Below are 23,995 nucleotides of genomic sequence, written 5' to 3' on the forward strand. Positions count from 1 at the left end.
CCCGATGACGACCGACAGTATGGATGCGCGGGCGGTGGCCCGCGCCCTGATGTCCAAACACGATCCCGGCAGCGGCGGCGCGCAGACCGCGGCCACCGCCGCGGTCACCGTCGCGACGGCGACCGAAACACCGATGCGCCGCACCGATTTCCGCGACCACCCGGGCGTGGTCGAGGCGGCCGAGAAGTGGGCGCGGTTCGACAGTTGGGCCACCGCGGCCGGAGTGCTGAACCCATATTACCTGCCGCACGAGGGGGTCAGCGGGGCGCGGACCCGCTTCGCGGGCCGGGACATGCTGAACTTCAGCAGTTTCGGATACCTGGATCTGGCCGCGGAACCGCGGGTGCAGGCCGCCGCGGCGGCCGCGATCGATACCTACGGCACCTCGGCGGCCGCGGTGCGGCTGGTCGCCGGTGAACTTCCGCTCTACCGTGAGCTCGAATCCGAGCTGGCGCGCATCTACGACACCGACGCGGCGATCGTGACGTCCAGCGGATTCCTCACCAACGCCGCCGCGGTGGCCTTCCTGCTCGGCAAACGCGATCTGGCGGTATGCGATTCGCTGATCCACAACAGCATCGTCTCCGGCACCGAATGGGCGGGCTGCCGGCGGGTGACGTTCCGGCACAACGATCCCGACTCGCTGGAAGCGATACTGCGGATGTCGCGGCGGTCCTTCGACCGCGCGATGGTCCTGCTCGAGGGTGTTTACAGCATGGACGGCGACATCGTGCGGCTGCCCGAGATCATCGAGGTCGCCCGGCGTTACGACTGTTCGGTGATGATCGACGAGGCGCATTCGTTCGGCATCCTGGGCGAGCGCGGCCTCGGCGCGCGCGAGCTGTTCGACCTGCCCGGCGATGCCGTGGACGTGTGGATGGGCACGCTGTCGAAGGCGCTCGGCAGCGTCGGCGGATATCTGGCCGCCAACCGGGAACTGGTGGACGGCTTCAAATACTCCGCCGCCGGTCTGAGCATGTACACCGCCTCACCCGCACCGTCGGCCGCCGCGGCAGCACTGGAAGGGCTGGCCGTCCTGCACGACGAACCGCAGCGGGTCGCCGCGCTGCGCCACAACAGCCGGTATTTCCTCACGCGCGCACGGGAATTGGGCTTCGACACCGGCAACGGCGCCGGTACCCCCATCACGCCGATCGTCACCGGCGACGACGAACCGGCGGTGCGCGCGTCGATGGAACTGCTCGAGCACGACGTGATGGCGAATGCGATCGGCCATCCGGTCGTCCCCGCCGGCCAGGCGCGCCTGCGATTCTTCGTCAACTGCCGCCACACCGAGGACCAGCTCGACATGGCACTGAGCACCCTGCGCCGGATATTCGACGGCTTCACCACGGAAGAGGGCCCGAACTCGTGAAACTGCCCGTCTCGACCTCTCTGCTACGCAAAGCGCTGGTGCCGCTGGCATCCCTCGCGCTGATGGGAATTCTGCTGGTGCCCGCGCATTCGGCCATGGTCGCACCGGTCTCCGACGATCCGAACGGAGCGCCGGCGCACCGATTCCACTTCACCGAGATGCCGATCGCGCTACCACCGGGGCTGCCCCAGCGCACGATCCGCCATATCGAGCCCCGCTACGAACACGTGGTGGCGTGGATGTCGTCGGTCAACTCGGCGGTGGCGATCAACGACATCGACGGCAACGGCAAGGCCGACGATCTGTGCCTGGTCGACTCGCGGTCCGATTCGGTGATCGTCACCCCGGCGCCCGACAGCGACACCACCCGCTACGCCCCCTTCGTCCTGAATCCGGCCCCGCTGCCGACCGACGACAAGATGGCACCGACCGGATGCATCCCCGGCGACTTCGACCATTCCGGCCGAATGGGCCTGCTGGTGTACTACGGCGGCCGCACGCCGATCGTGTTCCTGCCGCGTGCCGGCGCCGCGAAACTGGACAACAGCGCGTTCAAACCGGTCGAGCTGGTGCCCTCCCCCGCGGCTCCCGACGGGAGTTACCAGGGGGCGCGCTGGTTCACCCTCGCCGCATCCGTCGCCGATTTCGACGGCAGCGGCAACCCGAGCGTCTTCATCGGAAACTATTTTCCCGACAGCGATTTCATCGGCCCGGACGGCACCCACAGCCTGACGCTCAACGAGTCGTTCTCCAAGGCGACCAACGCCGGCAGCGACCACCTGCTCACCTTCGAACGCGCCACCGGCGGCGCCGATCCCACCGTGGATTACCGCGAAGTGTTCAACGCCTTCCCGGAGGGCACCACCAACGGCTGGACCATCGCGACCGCCACCCAGGATCTGACCGGTACCGGCCTGCCGTCGCTGTACGTGGCCAACGATATGGGACCCGACCGGCTGTTCGTCAACCGCTCGACCCCCGGTGCGATCAGGTTCACCCTCGCCGAGGGCACTCGCGGGCCCGCCGATCCGAAATCCTTTGTGCTGGGCCATGATTCGTTCAAAGGCATGGGCGCGGACTTCGGCGACCTCGACGGTGACGGTATGCCCGACCTGTTCGTCAGCAATATCGCGCAGCGGTGGGGCATCGTCGAGGCGAACCTCGCCTTCATGAACACCGCCCGAAACCCGAAAGAAGCCGCGGAGAAGCTGAATTCGGGTGTCGCTCCCTTCCGCAACGAATCGGTGCGCAAGGGCCTGGCCTGGGACGGCTGGTCGTGGGACACCAAGATCGACGACTTCGACAACAGCGGCCGTCCGCAGATCGTGCAGAGCAACGGCATGTTCAAAGGCAAGACCACGCGCTGGCCGCAGGTGCAGGAGATGGCCACGATGAACGACGATCTGACGAAATATCCCTGGGCCTGGCCGAAGTACACCGCCGACTCGGATCTGGCCGGCAACAACCGGATGGGCTTCTTCGTCCAGGACGCCGACGGCAATTTCACCAACATCTCACCCGCTCTGAACGTCTTCGCGGCGACCCCGACCAGGGGCATCGCGGTGGGCGATTCCACCGGCACCGGACGGCTGAGCTTCGCCGTCGCGCGCCAGTGGGAGGCACCGGTCTACTACCGCAACGATTCTCCCGATCTCGGGCAGTATCTCGGCCTGCGCCTGTTCACCCCACCCACCAACACCGCCTCGGGGGGCACCACGATCGCCGGTCAGCCGATCCTCGGCTCCCCCGCCCTCGGCGCGGAGGTCACCGTCACCACTCCGGACGGGAAACCGCATGTGGCCCAGCTCGACGGCGGCAGCGGCCACGCCGGCAAGCGCGCCACCGAAATCCACCTGGGTCTCGGCGAGATCGACGCCGCGACAACACTGCCGGTCACGCTGAGCTGGCGCGACAACCACGGCGGATTCCACACCCAGCAGCTGCCACTGCGGCCCGGCCGCCACACCCTGGTTCTCGATTCCGACGCGCGGGAGGTCACCCGGTGAGCGCACAGAATACCGATCACAGCGGCGACGTTTCCGATCGTTCGGAGCTGCCCCGGTGGCGAAGGATCATCGGCGTCGACAAGGAGGGGCGGGATCCGCGTTATCTCGCCTTGCGCAACTTCGCGGCCTCGCTGACGTTCTTCAATATCCTCGGCTTCCTCTGGCTCGGTTTCGAGCAGCCGTGGTTGTGGCCGTTCCTGTCCGCGGCGACTGCCTACGTCGTCGAACTGTTACTGGAAACCCTTGCCGCGTGGGCCTATCGGCGGCGGCCGGGATATCTCGGTAACGGGTTACGCGGGCTGATGGTATTCCTGATGCCTGCGCACATCACCGGCCTGGCCTTCAACTTCCTGATGTACGCGGCGGATCGATTTCTGCCGATCATGTTCGGCATCACGGTCGCCGTCGGCACCAAATGGGTGCTGCGCGCCGAGATCAACGGCAAGATGAAACACTTCATGAACCCGTCGAATTTCGGGATCGTCGTATCGCTTCTGCTCTTTCCGCAGATCGCGATAGTCGGTCCGTACCACTTCGTGGAGAACATCTCGGGTGCGGCCGACGCGCTGATCGTCCTGGGCCTGCTGATGGCCGGAACCATGTTGAACGCCAAGCTCACCAAGAAGACGCCGCTGATCCTCGCCTGGCTGGCGGCATTCGTCCTGCAGGCCGTGCTGCGCGGCCTGTTCGAACCGGATATCTCGGTGATCGCCGCGCTGACGCCGATCACCGGTCTGGCGTTCGTGCTCTACACGAACTACATGATCACCGACCCCGCGACCTCACCCTTCGGCACCCGCAATCAAATCGCGTTCGGGGCATCGGTCGGCATCATGTACGGGATCCTGATGGTGCTGCACGTGTCGTTCGGGCTGTTCTTCGCCCTCGTGATCGTCTGTGCCGCCCGCGGCGTCTACTGGTGGTCGCGCAATATCCGCGAATGGCTCGCCCGCCGCGCCGAATTCGACCGCGATCCGGTTCCGGTGCCGATGCAGGAGCCACTGCCCGCACCCGAACCCGCGCCGGTCCCCTCCTGACCGAAAAGCACTTCGCAGCAACAGAATCGAGACCACCATGCCTTCCGTCTTCGGACCGGTTCGCTCCATCCTGCTCGGCACCGGCTCCCAGGAACCGCCGCTGAACCGACCGGGATTCGCGGCACCCAGCCCGGCCACCGCCGCCGAACTCGAACGTGTCGCCACCCATCTGGCCTCCAGTATCGATATGGCGGTGCGCAGCAAGAACAACGACGAGGTGATCGCCACAATCGCCGCACTGCCGGAGCAATATCGAGGTTTCGCGTTCGAGGGCGCCGCGACGGGATTGGCCGCCGTCGACTCGATCACCCCGTTCGGCCGCCGCGCGCACGATTTGATCGCCGGTCCGGCCGCGAAACACGATCTGACCATGTACGTCGGGGTGGGCCTGGCGATGGGCCGGATTCCGAAAGTGTTGTGGCGCAAGACTCTCCCGAAACACGAGAGCTACCGATGGCTGGCACTGGACGGGTACGGCTTCTACAACGCCTTCTTCCACACCGAGAAATGGGTCGGCCGCCACTACATCGACAACCGCCTGCCGCGGTGGATGGGTGATCCGGCGCCCCTGCACCGCGCGATCGATCAGGGGATCGGCCGGGCGCTGTGGTTCATCGGCGGTGGCTCGGTCGACGGGGTGACGAAGATGATCGAGGAATTCGACAGCACCCGCCACCCCGACCTCTGGGACGGCATCGGCATCGCCACCACGTTCGCCGGCGGGGTCGAGGTCGCCGATCTGGAGGCGATCCTGGCCCGCGTGCCGCAATTCCGGACCCAGCTGGCCGCCGGCGCGGCCATGGTTGCCAAGATCCGGCAGCAGGCCGACAGTGCCACCGCGCATACCCACGTCGCCGTGCGCACCTATACCGGACGCGGCATCGACGAGGCCGCCGCGCTCATCGATCGCGCCTTCGCCGACGTGCCGCAGGACGGCACGGCCGGCGCCTATGTGGCCTGGCGCGACCGGCTGGGCGTCCTCGCCGCGACACCGGGAGACGACGCGTGAGCGTGGACTGGACCGGCCGTCATGTCATCGTGACCGGCGGCTCGGAGGGGATCGGCGCCGCTGTGGCGACTGCCTTCGCCCGCCGCGGCGCGCGCGTGTCGATCATCGCGCGGCGCGAAGCGGTGCTGGCGGCCACCGCGCGGCGCATCGGCGCCGAATGGGCCGTCGCCGATGTCACCGACCGGGCCGGGCTGGCCGCCGCGATCAAGGATCTCGAAGCGCGGCAGGGTGATTGCGCCGTCCTGGCGTGCTGCGCGGGGCTCACCCTGCCGGGCCGATTCCTCGATCTGGCCGACGACGAGTTCGATATCCAGATGCAGGCCAATTACCTGGGCTCGGTATACGCCGTGCGTAGCGTCTACCCCGGAATGGTCGAACGCGGTCGCGGCAATATCCTGCTGCTCAGTTCCACCTCGGCATTTCTCGGCATCGTCGGCTACTCGAGTTACGGGCCGACCAAGGCCGGCGTACGGCAACTGGGCCTGTGCCTGCGCTACGAGGCCGAGCCGCACGGGATCTCGGTATCGGTGCTGTATCCGGCCGACACCGATACCCCCGGCCTGCTGCGCGAGAATCTGCGCAAGCCCGCCGAAACCAAGGCCATCACGGGGTCGATCGCGCCCATGCCGGCCGACCGGGTCGCCGAGGTCGCCGTGCGCGGAATGGAACGCGGCCGAGCCCACATCACCGTCGATCCGCTGACCGCGTTCTTCCTGCGCTGGGCCAATATCCCGGAAGATTTCGCGCGGCCGTTCTTCCGCCGCAGCATCGCGAAGGCACGCGCATCGCGGCCATGAGAACCGCCCCACCGGAAGGACATTCGCCGTGGCAGGCACCGTAGACTACGCCGCCGGATCGCTGCGCGCGCAGCTGCACCGCATCTTCACTCCCGGCCCGGGCGAAGACGGCATCGCGCTGCCGGTCCATCTGCGGCTGCATTACGCGCTGTGGCTGACCAGACCGGAGATCGCTCCCATGTCGGTGGGCATCATGGCCGCCGACGTCCTGTTCAGCGCGCGGTCGTGGGACGAGATCCTGACGGTGCCGATGCTGGTGGCCTCGCTCATGCTCGCCGCCGCGATCCAGCTGCTGCACGTCGCCAACTGCCTGGCCGACCGCTGGGTGGACGTGGATTACAAATCGAAGTTCTCGCGGATGGTGCGTGATCTCGGGGTGCGGTTCGTGGCCCGCCAGATCTACGCGACCACCGCGTTCATCGGCGTGTCCGCGCTGTATCTGACGTGGGCTACCGGCCATCCCGATCTGCTGCCGCTGATCGTGCTCGGAACCGTACTGCTGCTGCAATATTCGCTGCCGCCATGGCATTTCAAGGCCTCGGGGTTCTGGCAGATCCCCTTCACCTATCTGATGACGATGGTCTTCCCCGGCCTGGTCGTGCTGCGGCTCTACGACCGTGGCATCGACGTCGCGGCACTGGTGGCGATCCTCGGAATGGGCCTGACGCTCACGGGGCTGTTCTCGATCAATACCGCCGAGGACATCCCCGAGGACGCCGAACACGACATCCTGACCTCCGTGCGCGCGCTGGGGCTGCGGACCTCGCTGATCGAGTCGTTCACCCGGGTGCTGGTAGGTGCGCTGATGGTGGCCGGCGGGACCCTGGCCCTGCGCGGTGCGATCTGGAGTCTGGTGCCGTACGGGGCCGGCGTGCTGATCGCGCTCGGTTTCGTGGGCAGCACGCTGGTGCGGGTGTGGTCGGCGGATCTCGATGCGGCGATGCCGGTGCTGCGTGCGCGAGCGAAGTTCTTCACCGCGATGGTGGCGTTAATGTCGTGGGTCACCGTCGTTCCCGCGGCGGCCGTCTTCGCCGCGCGCTGAACGGTTCCGGCATGCGAACGGCCCGTCCCTTGCGGTGACGGGCCGTTCGATATCGAAAGTACTACCGCACGGTGACGGTCATCGAGAACCGCTGGCCCGGGTTGGCCTGATCCCACGGCCGCACCGACACCAGGCTCAGGCGGGTGCTGCCGGCGTGGGCGGCGGTGAAGGTCCACACGCTGGTACCGGGCGCACCCGGCATCGAGCTGCCCGGCCGGAACACCGGATCACCCTCCTGAGCGAGCACCCCGCGGTCGACTTCGCCGATCTGCCAGACGTATCCGGTCGTCGGGTTGTCGGGCAGGGCCACCGCCAGTTCCTGTCCGACGTCGAGGGTCGTGGTTCCGCCGTCGCCGTCGGTACCGACGATGATCGGCTCCGATACCGCCTGCACGGCACCGGGCACAGCGGGAATCGGGTCGGCCCCGGCAACCGCATTCGCCCCACCGGCCGTCAGCGCCAGACCGAACACAACCATCAGCAAAGGTGTACGCACCGCATTCCTTCCATATTCAAACGGGCGTCCACACCCTACAGTCGCGCTCAGTTCAGCAACGCCAAACCGCCATAGGCACCGGAGAATTCGGGATGCTCCCCCACGTCCGCCGGATTGTCGGGCCGCCACAGCGGCAGATGCACCAGTCCGGGTTCCAGCAGCGGCCAGTCGTGGAAGAATTCCGCGATATGGTCCTTGTCGCGCAGCACGATTTCGGTCGAGGTGCGTCCCGAGAGCTTCTGCGCCTCCAGCACTTCGATCGGTTGCCCGTCGGCGGTGGCATGGGTGATCGCGAGATAGCTGCCCGGGGCGACAGCTTGCTGCAGCCGTGCCACACATCCGGCCGGATCGGCCTCGTCCGGGACGAAATGCAGGACGCCCAACAGCAATACGGCGATCGGCCGGTCGAAGTCCAGCACCTCCCGCACCAGCGTATCGTTCAGAATCGTGTCCGGCTCGGCGACATCGGCCTGCACGACCGCCGCATGCGGGTTGCCGTCCAGGATCGCCCGGCTGTGCGCCACCGCCACCGGGTCGATATCGACGTAGACGACACGGGCCTGCGGATTACGCGCCTGCGCCACCTCGTGCACATTGCCGACGGTCGGAATGCCCGAGCCCAGATCCAGGAATTGGGTGATGCCGGCGTCTACCAGATGACGCACGCAGCGGCGCAACAGATCTCGGTTGGCGCGCATGGTTTCGGCGACATTCGGGGTGAACGACTCGATCTGGCGTGCCAGCGTGCGATCGATCTCGAAATTGTGCATCCCGCCGACGAAATAGTCGTACACCCGCGATGCGCTGGGCCGATCCAGGTCGATACCTTCCGGCGCCCAACTAGGTCTGGTCATCGCAACCTCTCTGGAATCCAACCCCGCCGGAAGGCGAAGCCACGCAATCGTATTCGACAGGTGTGCGAAACTCCCGCGGTTCACACGAAGTCCACGCCCCGGCTACCATCATCGACATGGCGTGGGATGGGTCCGAACACGACGGTCCGCACGCCGACCTGGCGCACCGATGGTCAGCGGCGCTCGGCGGCGGGATCCGCGATCACGTCGTACCCATGAGCGTTTCCGAGGCCCGCCAGTTGCTGGTCACCCTCGCCCGGGGGTTGATCGACGCCGCCGACTCCGGCGGTACCGCGCGGGTCGCCGAACTGGGCGGCGATCTGGCCCGCGCTCATTTCGTCGGCGACGAGGTCCTCGGCCGCACCATGACGGTGCTGGCCACCTACTTCGCCGAACTCGACATCGCCTCCGGCCGGGCCGCAGAATTGATCGGCGCCTTCGCCGGCGGTTACGTGCGTGCCTTCCGGGCCTGGCTGCTCAGCGAACAGGAAAGTGTGCGCACCGCCGATATCGCGGCGCGCAGTGTGGTGGAGGAACAGTTGCGCGCCAGTGAGGCCCGATTGCGGGCCGTGTTCTCCCAGGCCGGGATCGGCACGGGTCTGTCGGATATGACCGGCCGGATCATCGAGGTCAACAACGCGTTCGCCGCCATGCTCGGCTACGAACCGGAACAGATGTACGAACTCGAGGTCACCGACCTCACCCATCCCGACGATCCGCCGGGCATGTGGGAGCTGTACGCGGGCGTGCTGCGCGGGGACCACGATCACGCGCAGATGGAGAAGGCGTATCGCCATCGCGACGGGCACACCGTGTGGACCAATATCAACGTCTCGCTGATCCGTGACGACCACGGCCGGCCGCAGTACACGCTGGTGCTGGTCGAAGACATCTCCGAACAGCGCGAGTTGCGCGAGCGCCTGAGCTACCGGGCCCATCACGATCCGCTCACCGGCCTGGCCAACCGGTCCCGGTTCTTCGACGCGCTCACCGAGGCCTTCACCGATCCGGACGCGCGAGTCGGCCTGTGCTACGTCGACCTCGACCATTTCAAGGCCGTCAACGACACCTTCGGCCACTCCATCGGCGACGAACTGCTCACCCGCGCGGCGGCCCGGCTGTGCGCGTGCGCGATCGGGGAGAACAATCTCGTGGCCCGGATGGGCGGCGACGAATTCGTCATTCTGGTGCCCCGCACCCGCCGTCGGCGCGAACTGATCGATCTGGCCCGCACGGTGCTCGACGCGTTCACCGTGCCGTTCGACATCGACGGGCACCGGTTGCGGATCGGGGTGAGTATCGGCGTCATCTCCGAACAGGCCGCCGAAACCACCACCGAAGAACTGCTGCAGGCCGCCGATTCGACCATGTACTGGGCCAAGACCGACGGCCGCGGCCGCTACGCGGTCTTCGACCCCAGCCGGCGCCGCCGCGAGCACACCCGCGCCGAACTACTCGCCGATCTCCCGGGCGCGCTGGCCCGCGGCGAATTCTTCCTCGACTACCAGCCGATCGTGGATCTCGGCGACCACCGGCCGGTCGCGGTGGAGGCCCTGGTGCGCTGGCACCACCCGCAGCTGGGAATTCTGAGTCCGGCCCGGTTCATCGATCTGGCCGAGGGCGGCGGCCACATCATCGCGCTCGGCACGGTGGTGCTGGAGCAGGCGTGCCGGGAAGGCCGGCGCTGGTGCGACCGCTTCGGCGACAAGGCGCCGGTGGTGAGTGTGAACGTCTCGGCGGAGGAAGTCGCCGATCCGGCCTGGCTCGAACGGGTGCAGAAGATCGTCGCGGACACTGGAATCCCGCCGGACCGGCTGCAATTGGAGCTCACCGAGCGTACCTTCATGCACGCCATCGGCCGGCCACTGCAGGCGCTGCACACCCTCGCCGAATCCGGAATCCGCATCGCCATCGACGATTTCGGCACCGGATATTCCAATCTGGCCTATCTGGGCCAGCTTCCGCTGCACGTGGTGAAATTGGCGGGGCCGTTCATCCATCGCATCCGCAATGCCGGCACGGTCGGCCGCAGCGATCTGCTGATCCTGGAGACGATCATCGATCTCAGCCACGATCTGGGCCTGAGCGTGACCGCGGAATGCGTGGAGACCCGGCATCAGGCCGACCGGCTGCTCGGACTGCAGTGCGATACCGCCCAGGGCTGGTACTTCCACCACCCGGTGCATGCCGACGTGATCGCGGATCTGCTCGAACGCGAACTCGAAGCCCCGGGGTCGCTGCCGCTCGAGCTGCCCGGCACGCCGCCGAAACCGCACGGCCTCTGACTGTTCCACGCACGCGGGCGGTGCGGTGGCCCGCATCGGCCACCGCACCGCCCGCGTTGTGTCCCGGAATCAGAACGCCGTACCACCGGTGGCCGCGCTGCGGCCGTGCTTCATGAACACCACACCGACGAGCGCGACAGCGGCGGCCACGGCCACGAAGTAGAAGCCGAGCTCATATCCGCGGTCGGCGAACAACAGCGGAATATCCTTGGTGGCCACATGCTTTCCCGCCACCGAGATATCGGCGCGCACCGGATTGGCGTTGAGGAACGCGGTCGCCACCGCGATGCCGATCGCGGCGCCCATCGACTGCATCACCCCGAGCATGCCCGCGCTGATGCCCTGCTGTTCGGCCGGGACGCCCTCCACGATGAGGTTCGGCGTCGAGGCGTAGTACAGGCCGAAGGCGAGGCCGTACACGGCGCTGATCAGGGCGATCACACTCCAGCCGTGGTCGAGCACCGCATAGGCCAGCCCGCTGAGCACCATCACCACCAGCGCCGACATCAGCGGCAGCCGCGCACCGGAGCGGCGGATCCAGAACCCGGCGATCAGTCCGGCGATCATGCCGAGCACCGCCTGCGCCAAGGCCACGTGCACCGCGAATCCGAGCAACGTCAGATTGTCGCCGTAGGTATAGCCCGGGTTCAGGCTCACCTGCACGGCCTGCGCCGGCAGCATCTGCCCGGTCTGGGCGTGGATCTCGGCGAGCGTGCCCTGCACGACACCGGCGGTGACATCCGCGGCGGGCGGCGACTGGGTCATGTACCCCACCGCGTAGCCCTGGTATCCGATCGTGAACGACGCCAGCAGCGCGACGAACAACACCACGCTCACTCGCGGGTGGAACAGCAGCTTCATATCCATGATCGGTTGCCGCACACGCATTTCCACGATCGGGAAGGCGGCGAGCAGCACGAGTCCGACGACCAGCCAGGCGAGAGTCGACGGCTTCGCCCAGCCCCAATCCTGCCCCTTGTCGAGGTAGATCAGCGTCAGCACCGCACCCGTGGCCAGCAGCACCGCGCCGATCACATCCAGTCGCTGCGGCGTGCGCAGCCGCGACTCCGGCACGATCAGTGCGACCAGCGGCAGCATGATCAGGGTGAAGACGAACAGGAACCAGAAGATCGCCCGCCAGCTGTGGTGGTCGACGATGTAGCCGCCGATCAGCGGTCCGGCCACGGCCGAAACACCCAGGCCGGTGGAGGCCACACCCAGCCCGATCGGCACGTACTTGCGGGGCATGAGGTCGCGGATCAGGCCGTAGGAGATCACCGCGGTCGCGATCGCGGTGGCCTGCAGACCTCGCCCGACCAGGAAGATCATCCAGTTGCTGGTGACCGCGCACAGCGCGCAGCCGATCAGAAACAGCACCCCGCAGAGCAGGAACATCCGCTTCTTGCCCCAGATATCGCTCATCTTGCCGATCAGCGGCGAGGCCGCGGCGCCGATGACGCCGAAGATGATGATCGCCCAGTTGATATTCGCGCCCTGGTCGGGAAAGGTCGGCGCGATCTGGCGCAATGCCGCCGACACCATGACGAATTGCATCGGGGCGACCTCGGTGAACAGCACAATCACCGCGAGCACGGTGAAAATGCGCAGTTTGGACGCGCCGTCGAGGCGGCCGGTGGTATCGACCGGCTCCGACGGTGTCGTCGCTTCGAGGGAGGTGGACATATGCCCTCCGGGGTGACAGGTGAACAAGATGGCGTGAACCGTGTCACATTCCGGGTGGTCCGAATATCACCGAACCCGCTCAGTGGGACCGAACTCGCGCATCTCCATGTCGCGCGACACCGCGGCAGGGCACAATGCTCTGATGCTCGATTTGTACTACGGCTTGTTCCTTCTCCTGGTCGAGGGAGAGCGGCTGAGCCAGATCTTCGGAGTTTCGCTCGTCTCCGGAAATCCCTGAGTCCGAGAGCGATTCACTCCCCTCCGGCCGACCCGGCCGACTCACCTCATAGCCGGTAGCCAGCCGAAACAACACCGAGTGGGCGATCGAGGTGCGCTAGGTGGTCGCGAGTAGATCGTCCAGCAACGATCGGGTGTGGACGAGTCGGTCGATATCACCGGTGATGCGGCGACGCTCCACTTCCAGTCGTTCGCGGCAGCCGTCCAACAGCAGGGAATCGCCGGACAGGCAGGACAGGATCTCACCGATGAGGTCCATATGCAGCCCGGCCGCGAGCAGGGTGCGGATGTGCGCCACCGTGCGGACGTCGGAGTCGCCGAAGACGCGGTACCCGGCGGTGGTTCGCTCCGGCTTCAGCACACCTCGTTCCTCGTAGTACCGCAGTGCGCGCACACTCACCCCGGTTCGCTCGGCCAACTCTCCGATCTTCACCTGGCGCTCCGTTCGCTGTTCGGGCTTGACTCTCACGTGGACGTGAGAGTTTAGCGTCCCAGCATGCTCCGACTCCTCATCCTCATATTCTGCGTATTCAGCGTCACCACCGGCGAATTCGTCGTCGCCGGAATCCTGCCCGAGGTCGCCGCCGACCTCGGGGTCAGCGTCGGCGCCGCCGGTCTGCTGGTCACCGCGTACGCCGTCGGCATGATCATCGGCGGGCCGCTGCTCACCGCCGTGACGGCCGGAATCGATCGGAAACGCCTGATGGTGGCCCTGCTGGCCGTCGCGGTCGTCGGCAATGCCGTCTCCGCCCTCGCGCCCGACTTCCGGCTGCTGTTGGCGGCCCGGTTGCTCACCGCGCTGGTGACCTCAACGTTCTTCGCCCAGGCCGTCGTGATCGCGGTACAGTCCGCGGCCCCGGAGCGGGCCGGAACCATGGTGGCCCGCTTGGCATTCGGCATGAACCTGGCGATGATCCTCGGAGCTCCGATCGGCACCCGGATCGGCAGTCAGTGGGGTTGGCGAGCGACGTTCGCCACGATCGCGGTCGCCTGCCTGATCGGCCTCGTCTCGGTCGCCCGGGCGTTCCCCTCCGCGGCCGCCGCGCAGCGGACCTCGGCCGTCGCGGAGTTGCGGGTCCTGCGGCGGGGGCCGGTGCTGGTGGCGCTGGCGATCACCGCGGTCGGCAACGTCGGCGCGCTGATGGTGTTCAGCTACCTCGCCTCGCTGCTCACGAACCTGGGTGGGCATCCCGCCGGCCGCCTGCCACTGCTGCTGCTCGCCTACGGCGTCGGCGCGACGATCGGCAATCTCGTCGGCGGCACGCTCTACGACCGCAACCCACGGTTCGCTCAACCCGCGCTGCTCGGGCTGCTGGCCGCGACCTTCGTGGGAGCGTGGTTCGTCGCGACCGTCACCGCGCTCACCGTGGTCGCGGTCGTCGCGATCGGCCTGCTCGGCTTCGCCGTCATCCCCGGAATGCAGGCGCGCGTGATGACAACCGCCGCCACGGCACCCACCCTGGCCATGGCCGTCAACGCCTCCGGCTACCAACTCGCCGCGGCCGCCGCGGGACTCGTCGGTGGACTGATCGCCGACTCGCCCGCAGGCCCCCGCCCTCTCTATCTCGTCGCCGCCGGCCTCACCGTCTGCGGCTTGCTCATGACCGTCACGACCACTCGTGCGTCCCAGCCCGAGGACGTCGCCGTCATGGTGGATTGACCCGCCCACCAGCAGACACACGCCCCGCCGGTGACAGACCGGCGGGCCGTGCGATCAGCGCATCCAGCGACCAGCGGCCGGGCCCCACCCACAGCAGGAAGATCAATCCGAGCAGCATCGCGAAATCGGTGCGCGCGTCGTGAGCCATTCCCCAGAAACCCTGCACTCCACCGAATCCGCCCGGGCGCAGCTCACGCACTTTGGTCAGCGCGATCGCCAGCACGATGTCGATGAGCAGCGGCACCGCCGCCAGCCGGGTCAGCAGACCGAGCAGGACCAAGGCACCGCACACGATTTCGACGACACCGTCGAGGTCGGCGAAGAACGTCGGCGCCGGTATCCCGATCTTGTCGAATCGACCCGGTCCCAGCGCGTGCGGGTAGACGAACTTCTGAATCCCCTCACTGAGGAACACCAGTCCCACCGCCAACCGGATACAGATCACCGCCGGCGGGCCCTCGGGGCCCAGTATCTTCCACCACGACCACTGCTGCGCTTCCGCCATGAGACTTCGCCTCCCGACTTCGCCACCTGGTTCCGCATCCGACCCTACGGCGAGCGCACCGCCGCGGACTGTGGATACGGCTCTGCCACTGCGCGCGATTCCGGGAGGTCTCGCCGACGAAGACGACCCGGCGGCGTGCCGTGTGAGCGACACGCCGCCGGGTGGCGGTTCGCGGACCGCCGACGATCCGCACAGCGGGAAGCGTCGGCGAATCCGTGTCAGCCGATGTTGGCCGACAAGTCCGGAGCCATCCGATACACCTCGTCACGCCAGTTGTTCCAGGCGTGGATGCCGAAGGCCGGGAAGTCGTAGGCGATGTTCTGCGCGCCCAGTGACGCCATCCGCACCTGGAATGCCCGGGTGTTCACCAGCGCCAGCGCCTCGAGTCCCATTCCGTTGACGGTGCCCATATTCGGCCCGTCGGTGGCGGTGGGCAGTCCGCTGCCTGCCGAGATCCACAGCCGCGTGTGGTTCTGAATCAGCCTGGGCGCGAACACGAACGGATCCATCCGCAGCCACTGCGGGCCCCACGGCGGAGCCATCGCATCGACGTTGTAACCGCCCGTGTCGAGCATGGCCATGCGGATCGCCTCGCGCATACCCGGCGCCGAGATATTGAGGTAACCGGAGAACGAGCCGGCGAAGCTGAACTGATCGGGATGGTAGGCGGCCAGGGTCAGCGCGGCGCTACCGCCCATCGACAGGCCGAAGACGCCGTTGCGGTCGGCCCGGAATCCCAGGCGGTCGCGCAGCGCGCCGCGTAGATTCTGCGTCAGGAAGGTCTCCCACTTGTAGGTGTAGGACTTACCCGGTCCGGCCGAAAAGGCCTGCAGCGCACCGGATCCCGACGACGACCCGGACGAGGAGCCCGAGCCCGGCGCGACACCGAGGAAGCTCGACGGGGCGTTCCAGTCCGCGTAGAAGCTGGACTGTCCGCCGACCGGCATCACCACGTTGATATTCCACGAGGTCAGCAGGTGCGCGATATCGGTTTCGATCTCCCAGCCGTTGAGATCCTCGCGGGCGCGCATGCCGTCGAGGGCGTAGACGACGCGGTCGGTGTTGCCGTCGGCGGCGCGGAAGACGCGCGATTTGATCGGCCCCATACTCGAGTCGACCCAGAAGTCGAAGCCGGCGGGGTCGAAGGCGGCCGCGGCCCGCGGGAGCTGACCCGACACCGCGGCGGTCAGCGGCACGAACAGCGCCAGGGCCAAGGCGAGCAGGGTCCGCCCGAGCGTCGTACCGGAGCGCCCGGATCTCTGCCGACGCAATCTTCGCATGTGTAAACAGCACCTTTCGTGATCGAACGCCGAGGCCCCGCCCCCGCCGGGCCGCGACGGTGCCCAGTGCCGCCACCCCGACCCCCGGCCTCGCCGGGGTCCGCCGCACTGCGCGTGTCACGCCCGTATCGACCACCCATTCGGCGCCGTTACTGAAATGTGATGTTTATTTCCGACCGACCGGTCTCGCATAACAGACATACCGAGCGGTCATGCGGCGAAGGCGTCCGGCGTCGGCCCACCGACGCCCGCGGCGAACTCCCGACGGACCGTCGGCCAACCGGTGCATCCGGTCCTCGTTGCACGTGCAAGCCGCGCAGTGGCCGCCACCGGCCCCGGCTCGGCCGCCGAAACAGAGGCTCCGAACAGCGACAGATCCGCATCGGGCGGTCGCCCCCTACGACGAGCGCTGCCGCGACCGGATCGAGTGCGCGGAGGTCCGGCCGCTCGCACGGCATCGGATTCTCGACCTCCCATGCACCCGCATCGCCCGCGTCTCCGCACGCGTTCGGGCGCAGCCATTCGCCGGCGGGCCCGCACCGGTCGCTGATTGTGAAATTCTCAGCGACCGGAGCGAACCACGATCTCCCGCGGCCTACTTGTCCGGGAACCCGGCGGAAAATCCGGCGGCGATGAGCGCGGCGGCGATGACCGACAGGACGGCGATGCTCCACATGGCAAACCTCTTCGATTGTGGGCCAAGCGGATTCACCGTAGCGTGATGTGGTTCACACCGCGACCGAAACGGCGCAATCGGCAGCGCCGACTCGCCCGCGCCGAGTCCGACCCGCCCACAACGCAATTCCCCCGCACCTTGCGGGCGGCCGCGATGCCACAGGCCGGCTCGGTCGATGCCTCTTCGTGAAAAGTCGGCGTTGCTGCGACGAAGTCGGGCCTGCCCGGGACGTGCCGCACAAACATGTTTTGATGCGCATATGTCCGTGAGGCAATGAAGAAGGCCGACAGACACCTTTGGCAGAACTCCGCAAGGCCGGAAGCCGGCGGGATGTCCGGTGCGGACGAAACATCCGCCCGCACCGGCACTTCCACTACTTCTTCGAACGATCCCGCTTCTCGCGCACCCGCACCGAGATGCGCACCGGCGAACCGTCGAAACCGAATTCCTCACGCAGGCGGCGCTCCAGGAAACGGCGGTAGCCCGCCTCCAGGAATCCGGTGGTGAACAGCACGAACGTCGGCGGCCGGGTGGTCGCCTGGGTCGCGAACAGCACGCGCGGCAATCGCCCGCCCCGCATCGGCGGCGGCGTCGCCGCGATGACCTCCTTGAGCCAGGTGTTGAGCCGGCCCGTGGGGATCCGCTGATCCCAGGATTCGAGCGCGGTTTCCATTGCCGGAACGAGCTTTTGGACCGCGCGGCCGGTGTGCGCGGAAATGTTCACCCGCTGCGCCCAGGGCACCCGCACCAGTTCGCGCTCCACCTCACGCTCGAGCTGGTAGCGGCGATCCTCGTCGACCAGATCCCACTTGTTGAACGCGAGCACGAGTGCGCGGCCGGCATCGGCGACCATGCCGATCACGCGCAGATCCTGTTCGGTGATCGGTTCGGAGGCGTCGATCAGCATGATCGCGACCTCGGCGGCCTCGATGGCGGCCTTGGTGCGCAACGAGGCGTAGAACTCGGTTCCGTCGGCCGTGCCGACCTTGCGGCGCAGGCCTGCGGTATCGACGAAACGCCATGTTTTGCCGCCCAATTCGACCAGCGAGTCGACCGGGTCGACCGTCGTTCCGGCCACATCGTGCACCACGGAACGCTCGTCACCGGACAGCTTGTTCAGCAGGCTGGACTTGCCGACATTCGGCTTACCGACCAGGGCCACTCGCCGCGGGCCCCCTCCCCCGGAACCCTCGCGCGGAGTTTCCGGCAGCACCGCGAGCACATCGTCGAGCAGGTCGCCGGTACCGCGACCGTGCGCCGCCGACACCATCCGCGGCTCTCCCAGCCCGAGCGACCACAGCACGGCCGCATCGGCTTCGGCCTTCTCGCCGTCGACCTTGTTCGCGACCAGGATCACCGGAGTCTTGGAGCGCCGCAACGCCTTCACCGCCGCCTCGTCGGTCGCGGTCGCACCCACGGTGGCGTCCACGACCAGCAAGATCGCATCGGCGGTCTGCATCGCCAGTTCGGCCTGCCGGGCCACCGCCTGCTGCAGACCCTTCGCGTCAGGTTCCCAGCCGCCGGTGTCCTGCACCAGGAAGCGGCGCCCCGCCCAGCTCGCCTCGTACGACACCCGATCGCGGGTGACGCCCGGAATGTCCTCGACGACCGCCTCGCGGCGGCCCAGGATCCGGTTCACCAGCGTCGATTTGCCGACGTTCGGGCGGCCGACGACGGCCACGGTGGGCATCGGCACATGCTCGTGCGCGTCCGCGTCGCCCTCGAAATCGGCGATCTCCCAATCGGTTTCGTCGGTCCAGATGCCGTCGCCGGCGAGAGTGTCGGAACTCGAACTCGGTGTCACACTCGGGCTCATCTGCGCTCTCCCACCGTAATCTGCTGCGCCACAACCCGGTACAGCTCGTCGATGACCTGGTCCATGCTCAGCTCGCTGGTGTCGACCTGCACCGCGTCCGCGGCCGGGCGCAGCGGCGATACCGCGCGGGTGGAATCCAGATTGTCGCGGCGCTGCACATCGGCGAGCACCGCGTCGTAATCGTCGCCGCGACCTTCGGCGATGTTCTGCTGATTGCGCCGCGACGCGCGGGCCTGCGCCGACGCGGTCAGATAGATCTTGGCGTCGGCATCGGGCAGCACGACCGTGCCGATATCGCGGCCTTCGACCACGATCCGCCCGGCCGCGGCCGCGATCTCACGCTGCAGGGCGACGAGTTGCGTCCGTACCTCGGCCACCGCGGAGACGGCGGAGACCGCCTTGGTCACCGCGTCGCCGCGAATTTCGGCCGACACGTCCTCGCCGTCGAGTTCGATCAGCTCGTGGCCGGGATCGGTGCCGATGGTCAGCGGCAGATCCTTGACCGCGGCCGCGATCTCGGCGGGATCGGTCAGCTCGACACCGCTGCGCAGCACCCGCAGGGTCGCGACGCGATACATCGCGCCGGTGTCGAGATAGCGGGCGCCGAGCCGCGCCGCGAGACGGCGCGACACACTCGACTTGCCGGTGCCCGACGGGCCGTCCATGGCGACGACGAGTTCCGCGCCAGGGATGCCGTCGTCGCCGATGCCGGATTCCACCACGTCACGGCCTCCTCGGATCCGATCGTCCAGCATGTCCACACCACTCACAACTCCACCGCCTCGTACAACTTCCCGATTTCGTCTCGGCCCAGCACTCGCAGGGTGCCCGACCGTTGATCGCCCAGCGCGACCGGCCCGATATGGGTGCGAACCAGCGCGATCACCGGGTACCCGACCTCGGCCAGCAACCGCCGCACGATGTGCTTGCGGCCCTCGTGCAGGATCACCCGGACCAGCGATTTGCCCTCGGCGACCTCGAGCACCTGGAATTTGTCGACCTTCGCCGGGCCGTCCTCGAGTTCGACGCCGTCGCGCAGCTGCTTGCCGACCCCACGCTGCATTTCACCCTGCACCGTCGCGAGATACGTCTTCGACACCTGGAACGACGGATGCATCAGCCGATGCGCGAGATCGCCGTCGTTGGTGAGCAGCAGCAGGCCCTCGGTATCGGCGTCGAGGCGGCCGACGTGGAACAGCCGCTGACCGGCCATCACCCGCTCGGCGACGATATCGCCGACGCAGGGACGGCCCAGTTCGTCCGACATCGTCGACTGGAAACCCTTGGGCTTGTTCAGCGCCAGGTAGACCTGTTCGTCGCGAACCACGACGCGAACGCCGTCGACCCGCACCACGGCCGTATCGGGATCGATGCGCAGGCCCTGTTCGCGCACCACCGCCCCGTCGACCTCGACGCGGCCCTGTTCGATGAGCTCTTCGGCCGCGCGGCGCGAGGCCACGCCGGCCTTGGCGAGCACCTTCTGCAGGCGTTCGCCCTCACCCCACGGCAACTTCTTGGGACCGGATTGCTCGGCCTCGACATGCTGGTGGCGGGCGGGTTTGGCGAAACTCAGCACGGTCGGCGGAGTCTTGCGCTTCTTCGGCTTCGGGGCGGCCGCGCGAGGGCGACCGGCGGCAGTGCCGCGATCCCGCGAGCCGGCGGGTGAATCGCCGCGCGAGGGGCGGGCATCGCCACGGCCGTATCGCGAGTCACCGCGTGCGTCCCCGGCCGCCTGGCCGCGAGCGAACCGATCGCCCCGGCCGTAGCCCCCCTCGGACCGCGAACCCCGTCCGGCGCTGTCCCCGCGGCCGTAGCTCTCGCCGCCACGGTTGTAGCGGTCGTCTCCGCGGCCGGACCTCTCCCCGCCGCGCCCGAAGCGGTCGTCCCCTCGGCCGGACCTCTCCCCGCCGCGCCCGAAGCGGTCGTCCCCTCGGCCGGACCTCTCCCCGCCGCGGCCGTAACGGTCGTCTCCGCGGCCGGACCGGTCACCACCGCGGCCGTAGCTCTCGCCCCCGCGGCCGTAACGGTCGTCCTCGCGGCCGGGTCGCGACCCACGTGTGTCGCCGCGGCCGTAACTGTCGTCCCGGCGCCCGTAGCGGTCGCCGCGTCTGTCATCGCTGCGGTCGGCGCGGCCGGCCGCCCCTCGTGCCGCGCGTCCGCCGCCACGAGGCGGGTCGCTGTGTCTTTTCCTACGGTCCGGTGTGCCATCTCGGCGAGCGGGTGTATTCACGTGGTCCTCTGATCAGTCGACAGGATCCGCTGCGGATCCGGTCAATCCTCGGTGCCGAGATCGATATCCGATTCGGCGGGTTTCTTCAGCTTGGTGTACCGGGGGTCGGTGTCCAGGCTCTCGTTGATCTCATCGATCAGGTCGACGCCCGGTAGCAGGGGCGCCAGCGACGGAAGTTCCGCCAGCGACGCGAGCCCGATCCGTTCCAGGAACAGTTCGGTGGTGACGTAGAGGGTGCCGTTGGTATCGACGTCGGCGCCCGCCTCGGCGATCAGTCCCCGCGCCACCAGGGTGCGGATCACGCCGTCGACGTTCACCCCGCGCACGGCACTCACTCGTGCTCGCGTAACCGGTTGACGATAGGCGATAACCGCCAAAGTTTCCAAAGCGGCCCTGGTGAGCTTGGACCGCGCCCCGTCCAACAGCATACGTTCGACATAGGGCGCGTACTCGGTCCGGGTGTACAGACGCCACCCGTCGCCCACATAGCGCAGATCGATTCCACTGCCCCGCGCGGTCCACTCCGCCGACATCTCGCGCAACACCCGCTCGATCCGGGCAGGCGCGTCGTCGACCGCCGCCGCGAGCAGTTCCGCCGACGCCGGCGCATCCACTACCAGCAGCATCGCCTCGAGCGCCGACCGCACCTCCTGGTCGTCGAGCGGACGAGCGACCTCCTCCTCGTCCGCGTCGTTCTCCGCCCCGGGCCGCACCTCGCGGGGATGCTCGGCATCACCGCTCGGCCCACTCCCTACGGCCTCCGCAACGCCGGACTCGCCAACGAAGGTTCGCGAAACACCCGACTCGGTACCAGCATCCTGCGCATCGTCGACACCAGCGGGCGCAACCTCGTCAGCGGCGGTCTGAGCGGCATCGTCCGCGGCAGGTGCGACCGCCGCATCATCACCACCACGCCCCGACGAATCGGCCGAGGAGGGCACGACCTCGGAACGGCCGGTCTGTCCGATCGCGGCATCGCCCGCCGGGGCGACGGCGGCCGCTTCGGCTCGGGCTTCCGCGTGATCCATCGACTGCTCACCGTGCGACATCATCCGTAATCCTCATCGATTGTCACAGGCTCGGCGGGCGCGCCCTCGGCGTCGTCGCCGATCCAGCGCACCGCCAGCGGGCCGAGCGGGTCGGGTTGGTCGAATTCGATCGTCTTGCCCCGGTAGAGCTCGAGCAGCGCGAGGAAGCGCGCGACGATCTGGATCGGCATCTCGCAATCGGCGCACAGCTCGTGGAAGGTCGACCACTCTCCCACCCCGCGCTTCTTCAGCATCTCCAAGACCAGCGCGGCCTGTTCGGCCACGGAGATGGCATGGGCGTGCAGGTGGTCCAGCCCGACCGTCGGCCGCGGCCGGGGGCGGAACGCGGCCGCGGCGATATCGGCGAAACCGGCCGCGTCGACGCCGAGGCTCACCTCCGGCAGCAGGTCCAGGAAGCGTTCCTCGAGCGACACCGCCCGCGGATACCGGCGCAATGCGGCGGCCTCGAGCTCACCGAGCAGTTCGGCGACCTGTTTGAAGGCCCGATACTGCAGCAGCCGCGCGAACAGCAGATCGCGCGCCTCGAGCAGTTCCAGGTCGTCGGCATCGGTGACCTCACCGGACGGCAGCAGCCGGGCGGCCTTGAGGTCGAGCAGGGTCGCGGCGACCACCAGGAATTCGGTGGTCTGATCGAGAATCCGATCCGCCCGCAGCGTCGGATCGCGTTCCAGGCTCGCGGTGAGCTCTTTGGTGTAGGCGATGAACTCGTCGGTGACCTTGTGCAACGCCACCTCGGTCACATCGAGCCGCCGCTGGCTGATCAGCTGCAACAACAGGTCGAACGGCCCCTGAAAATTGCTCAGCCGCAGGTGGAACCCGTCGGGCTTGTTTTCCGGTACGACCTCGGCAGCCGGTGGTCCGGCCTCGCTCACCGGCCCGACCGGTGGATGACTTCCCGTGCCATCGCCCGATACGCTTCCGCGCCACCGGATTTCGGCGCCCAGGTGGTGATCGGCTCACCGGCGACACTGGCGTCGGGGAAACGGACGGTCCGGTTGATCACGGTGTCGTACACCAGATCACCGAACACCTCCACCACCCGGGCCATCACCTGCCGGGAGTGCAGCAATCGCGCATCGAACATGGTCACCACGATGCCCGACAGGGCCAGCCGCGGGTTGAGCCGGTCCCGCACCTTCTCCACGGTGTCGGTGAGCAGCGCCAGCCCGCGCAGGGAGAAGTATTCGCATTCCATCGGGATGACCACGCCGTCGGCGCAGGCCAGCGCGTTGACGGTGAGCAGACCCAGCGACGGCTGGCAGTCGATGAGTATGTAGTCGTAGCGGTCGCGCAGCGGTGCCAGCGCGCGGCCGAGGGTCTGTTCCCGGCCGACCTCGTTGACCAGCTGGATTTCCGCCGCCGAGAGGTCGATGTTGCTCGGCAGCAGATCCATCCCGTCGACCTTGGTGTTGAGCAGCACGTCGTCGACGCTCGCCCGGCCGCCGACGAGCAGATTGTGCACGGTCAGGTTTAGGTCGTGGTGGGCCACGCCCAGTCCCGCCGACAGGGCTCCCTGCGGGTCGAGATCGACCAGCAACACCCGGCGGCCGTATTCGGCGAGCGCGGCACCGAGGTTGATGGTGGAGGTGGTCTTGCCGACGCCGCCCTTCTGATTGCACATGGCGACGATCAGGGCGTCACCGTTGCGCGACGACGGGGGTGGTTCGGGAATGTCGCGCAGCGGGCGTCCGGTCGGGCCGAGTTCGGTACCGTCCGCCACGATGTCGTTCGCCTCCCAGAGTCTGCGGGCCGCCTGTTCGATTCGGAGGCCGGTTCGGATATTCGAAAGCGGTTCTGCCGCAGCGTTGTTCGGCGGCTCGGCCGGGCCGGCTGTCGTCATGTCCGCTGCTCCTTCAGTTTTCCTGCTCGTTGCCCCGCCGCGCGCTGCGGAACAGCGGGCGGCCGTCACACCGGACGCCGATGTACCGGACCGCCGCATTAGACGCTACCGCCTCCGA

20 protein-coding genes are annotated in these 23,995 nt (G+C 67.8%); 8 read left to right on the forward strand and 12 right to left on the reverse strand.

Annotated elements, in window-relative coordinates:
• The first annotated feature begins 4 nt into the window (after positions 1–4).
• The 6 genes from IG65_RS0117020 to IG65_RS0117045 are packed head-to-tail and all read left to right on the forward strand — an operon-like array spanning position 5 to position 7,266.
• Positions 5–1,375 carry an aminotransferase class I/II-fold pyridoxal phosphate-dependent enzyme gene (locus tag IG65_RS0117020; protein ID WP_030515905.1) on the forward strand — a complete coding sequence of 457 codons (1,371 nt, stop codon included), beginning with the start codon at positions 5–7 and terminating at the stop codon, positions 1,373–1,375.
• Complete coding sequence (locus tag IG65_RS0117025; protein WP_051756286.1) at positions 1,372–3,381, forward strand: CRTAC1 family protein; 2,010 nt, start codon at positions 1,372–1,374, stop codon at positions 3,379–3,381. The genes IG65_RS0117020 and IG65_RS0117025 overlap by 4 nt, the downstream gene beginning before the upstream one ends.
• Positions 3,378–4,418 carry an enediyne biosynthesis protein gene (locus tag IG65_RS0117030; RefSeq protein WP_051756289.1) on the forward strand — a complete coding sequence of 347 codons (1,041 nt, stop codon included), beginning with the start codon at positions 3,378–3,380 and terminating at the stop codon, positions 4,416–4,418. The genes IG65_RS0117025 and IG65_RS0117030 overlap by 4 nt, the downstream gene beginning before the upstream one ends.
• 37 nt (positions 4,419–4,455) lie before the next feature.
• On the forward strand, positions 4,456–5,427 hold the full coding sequence (locus IG65_RS34795) for a DUF1702 family protein (RefSeq protein ID WP_051756292.1): 972 nt from the start codon (positions 4,456–4,458) through the stop codon (positions 5,425–5,427).
• Positions 5,424–6,224, forward strand: a complete 801-nt coding sequence (locus IG65_RS0117040) for an SDR family oxidoreductase (protein WP_169812476.1) — start codon at positions 5,424–5,426, stop codon at positions 6,222–6,224. Before IG65_RS34795 ends, IG65_RS0117040 begins: the two co-directional genes overlap by 4 nt.
• Positions 6,225–6,252: 28 nt before the next feature.
• Positions 6,253–7,266, forward strand: coding sequence for a hypothetical protein (locus IG65_RS0117045; RefSeq protein WP_030515910.1), 1,014 nt, complete (start codon positions 6,253–6,255; stop codon positions 7,264–7,266).
• 61 nt (positions 7,267–7,327) lie between these two features.
• On the opposite strand, the gene IG65_RS35955 is transcribed toward IG65_RS0117045, so the two are convergent.
• Both IG65_RS35955 and IG65_RS0117055 read right to left on the reverse strand, forming a co-directional pair.
• Positions 7,328–7,744 carry a protease inhibitor I42 family protein gene (locus tag IG65_RS35955; protein ID WP_051756297.1) on the reverse strand — a complete coding sequence of 139 codons (417 nt, stop codon included), beginning with the start codon at positions 7,742–7,744 and terminating at the stop codon, positions 7,328–7,330.
• Between the two features lie 65 nt (positions 7,745–7,809).
• Positions 7,810–8,616, reverse strand: coding sequence for an SAM-dependent methyltransferase (locus IG65_RS0117055; RefSeq protein WP_030515912.1), 807 nt, complete (start codon positions 8,614–8,616; stop codon positions 7,810–7,812).
• Between the two features lie 116 nt (positions 8,617–8,732).
• Here IG65_RS0117055 and IG65_RS0117060 point away from each other — a divergent pair, with 116 nt between their 5' ends.
• Positions 8,733–10,901 carry a bifunctional diguanylate cyclase/phosphodiesterase gene (locus tag IG65_RS0117060; protein ID WP_063833632.1) on the forward strand — a complete coding sequence of 723 codons (2,169 nt, stop codon included), beginning with the start codon at positions 8,733–8,735 and terminating at the stop codon, positions 10,899–10,901.
• 69 nt (positions 10,902–10,970) lie between these two features.
• Here the strand turns inward: IG65_RS0117060 and IG65_RS0117065 are convergent, their stop codons facing one another.
• Together IG65_RS0117065 and IG65_RS0117075 are read right to left on the reverse strand one after the other, a co-directional pair.
• Positions 10,971–12,584 carry an MFS transporter gene (locus IG65_RS0117065; RefSeq protein ID WP_030515914.1) on the reverse strand — a complete coding sequence of 538 codons (1,614 nt, stop codon included), beginning with the start codon at positions 12,582–12,584 and terminating at the stop codon, positions 10,971–10,973.
• A gap of 334 nt (positions 12,585–12,918) precedes the next feature.
• Entirely contained in the window at positions 12,919–13,254 is a 336-nt protein-coding gene (locus IG65_RS0117075) for a MerR family transcriptional regulator (RefSeq protein ID WP_030515915.1), read from the reverse strand.
• A 63-nt stretch (positions 13,255–13,317) separates the two neighbouring features.
• On the opposite strand from IG65_RS0117075, the gene IG65_RS0117080 reads away from it, so the two are divergent.
• Positions 13,318–14,481, forward strand: a complete 1,164-nt coding sequence (locus tag IG65_RS0117080) for an MFS transporter (RefSeq protein WP_036524831.1) — start codon at positions 13,318–13,320, stop codon at positions 14,479–14,481.
• Here the strand turns inward: IG65_RS0117080 and IG65_RS0117085 are convergent.
• The 8 genes from IG65_RS0117085 to IG65_RS0117130 form a co-directional block, all read right to left on the reverse strand.
• Positions 14,468–14,986 carry a DoxX family protein gene (locus IG65_RS0117085; protein WP_051756299.1) on the reverse strand — a complete coding sequence of 173 codons (519 nt, stop codon included), beginning with the start codon at positions 14,984–14,986 and terminating at the stop codon, positions 14,468–14,470. The genes IG65_RS0117080 and IG65_RS0117085 overlap by 14 nt on opposite strands.
• A gap of 218 nt (positions 14,987–15,204) precedes the next feature.
• The gene (locus IG65_RS0117090) at positions 15,205–16,266 is read right to left on the reverse strand and encodes an alpha/beta hydrolase family protein (protein WP_030515918.1); all 1,062 of its coding nucleotides are present in this window, start codon (positions 16,264–16,266) and stop codon (positions 15,205–15,207) included.
• A gap of 1,049 nt (positions 16,267–17,315) precedes the next feature.
• Positions 17,316–18,758, reverse strand: a complete 1,443-nt coding sequence (gene der, locus IG65_RS0117105) for a ribosome biogenesis GTPase Der (RefSeq protein ID WP_369801551.1) — start codon at positions 18,756–18,758, stop codon at positions 17,316–17,318.
• Positions 18,755–19,423 carry a (d)CMP kinase gene (cmk, locus tag IG65_RS0117110; protein WP_036524910.1) on the reverse strand — a complete coding sequence of 223 codons (669 nt, stop codon included), beginning with the start codon at positions 19,421–19,423 and terminating at the stop codon, positions 18,755–18,757. Before cmk ends, der begins: the two co-directional genes overlap by 4 nt.
• A gap of 101 nt (positions 19,424–19,524) precedes the next feature.
• Positions 19,525–20,334: a pseudouridine synthase gene (locus IG65_RS39800; RefSeq protein ID WP_308248289.1), complete on the reverse strand. Its 810-nt coding sequence runs from the start codon at positions 20,332–20,334 to the stop codon at positions 19,525–19,527.
• 695 nt (positions 20,335–21,029) lie between these two features.
• Positions 21,030–21,701, reverse strand: coding sequence for an SMC-Scp complex subunit ScpB (scpB, locus tag IG65_RS34800; RefSeq protein WP_036524834.1), 672 nt, complete (start codon positions 21,699–21,701; stop codon positions 21,030–21,032).
• A 335-nt stretch (positions 21,702–22,036) separates the two neighbouring features.
• On the reverse strand, positions 22,037–22,909 hold the full coding sequence (locus tag IG65_RS0117125) for a ScpA family protein (RefSeq protein WP_051756303.1): 873 nt from the start codon (positions 22,907–22,909) through the stop codon (positions 22,037–22,039).
• Positions 22,906–23,877: a ParA family protein gene (locus tag IG65_RS0117130; protein WP_081879532.1), complete on the reverse strand. Its 972-nt coding sequence runs from the start codon at positions 23,875–23,877 to the stop codon at positions 22,906–22,908. Before IG65_RS0117130 ends, IG65_RS0117125 begins: the two co-directional genes overlap by 4 nt.
• Positions 23,878–23,995 lie beyond the last annotated feature (118 nt).

The sequence above is a fragment of the Nocardia sp. NRRL WC-3656 genome (assembly GCF_000720265.1).
Classification (GTDB): Bacteria; Actinomycetota; Actinomycetes; order Mycobacteriales; family Mycobacteriaceae; genus Nocardia; species Nocardia nova.

Coding starts and splice junctions, on each gene's coding strand:
- IG65_RS0117020 (WP_030515905.1), top strand. CDS start 5: ATGACGACCGACAGTATGGATGCGCGGGCGGTGGCCCGCGCCCTGATG.
- IG65_RS34795 (WP_051756292.1), top strand. CDS start 4,456: ATGCCTTCCGTCTTCGGACCGGTTCGCTCCATCCTGCTCGGCACCGGC.
- IG65_RS35955 (WP_051756297.1), bottom strand. CDS start 7,744: ATGGTTGTGTTCGGTCTGGCGCTGACGGCCGGTGGGGCGAATGCGGTT.
- IG65_RS0117055 (WP_030515912.1), bottom strand. CDS start 8,616: ATGACCAGACCTAGTTGGGCGCCGGAAGGTATCGACCTGGATCGGCCC.
- IG65_RS0117060 (WP_063833632.1), top strand. CDS start 8,733: ATGGCGTGGGATGGGTCCGAACACGACGGTCCGCACGCCGACCTGGCG.
- IG65_RS0117065 (WP_030515914.1), bottom strand. CDS start 12,584: ATGTCCACCTCCCTCGAAGCGACGACACCGTCGGAGCCGGTCGATACC.
- IG65_RS0117080 (WP_036524831.1), top strand. CDS start 13,318: ATGCTCCGACTCCTCATCCTCATATTCTGCGTATTCAGCGTCACCACC.
- IG65_RS0117085 (WP_051756299.1), bottom strand. CDS start 14,986: ATGGCGGAAGCGCAGCAGTGGTCGTGGTGGAAGATACTGGGCCCCGAG.
- IG65_RS0117090 (WP_030515918.1), bottom strand. CDS start 16,266: ATGCGAAGATTGCGTCGGCAGAGATCCGGGCGCTCCGGTACGACGCTC.
- der (WP_369801551.1), bottom strand. CDS start 18,758: ATGAGCCCGAGTGTGACACCGAGTTCGAGTTCCGACACTCTCGCCGGC.
- cmk (WP_036524910.1), bottom strand. CDS start 19,423: ATGGACGGCCCGTCGGGCACCGGCAAGTCGAGTGTGTCGCGCCGTCTC.
- IG65_RS0117130 (WP_081879532.1), bottom strand. CDS start 23,877: ATGACGACAGCCGGCCCGGCCGAGCCGCCGAACAACGCTGCGGCAGAA.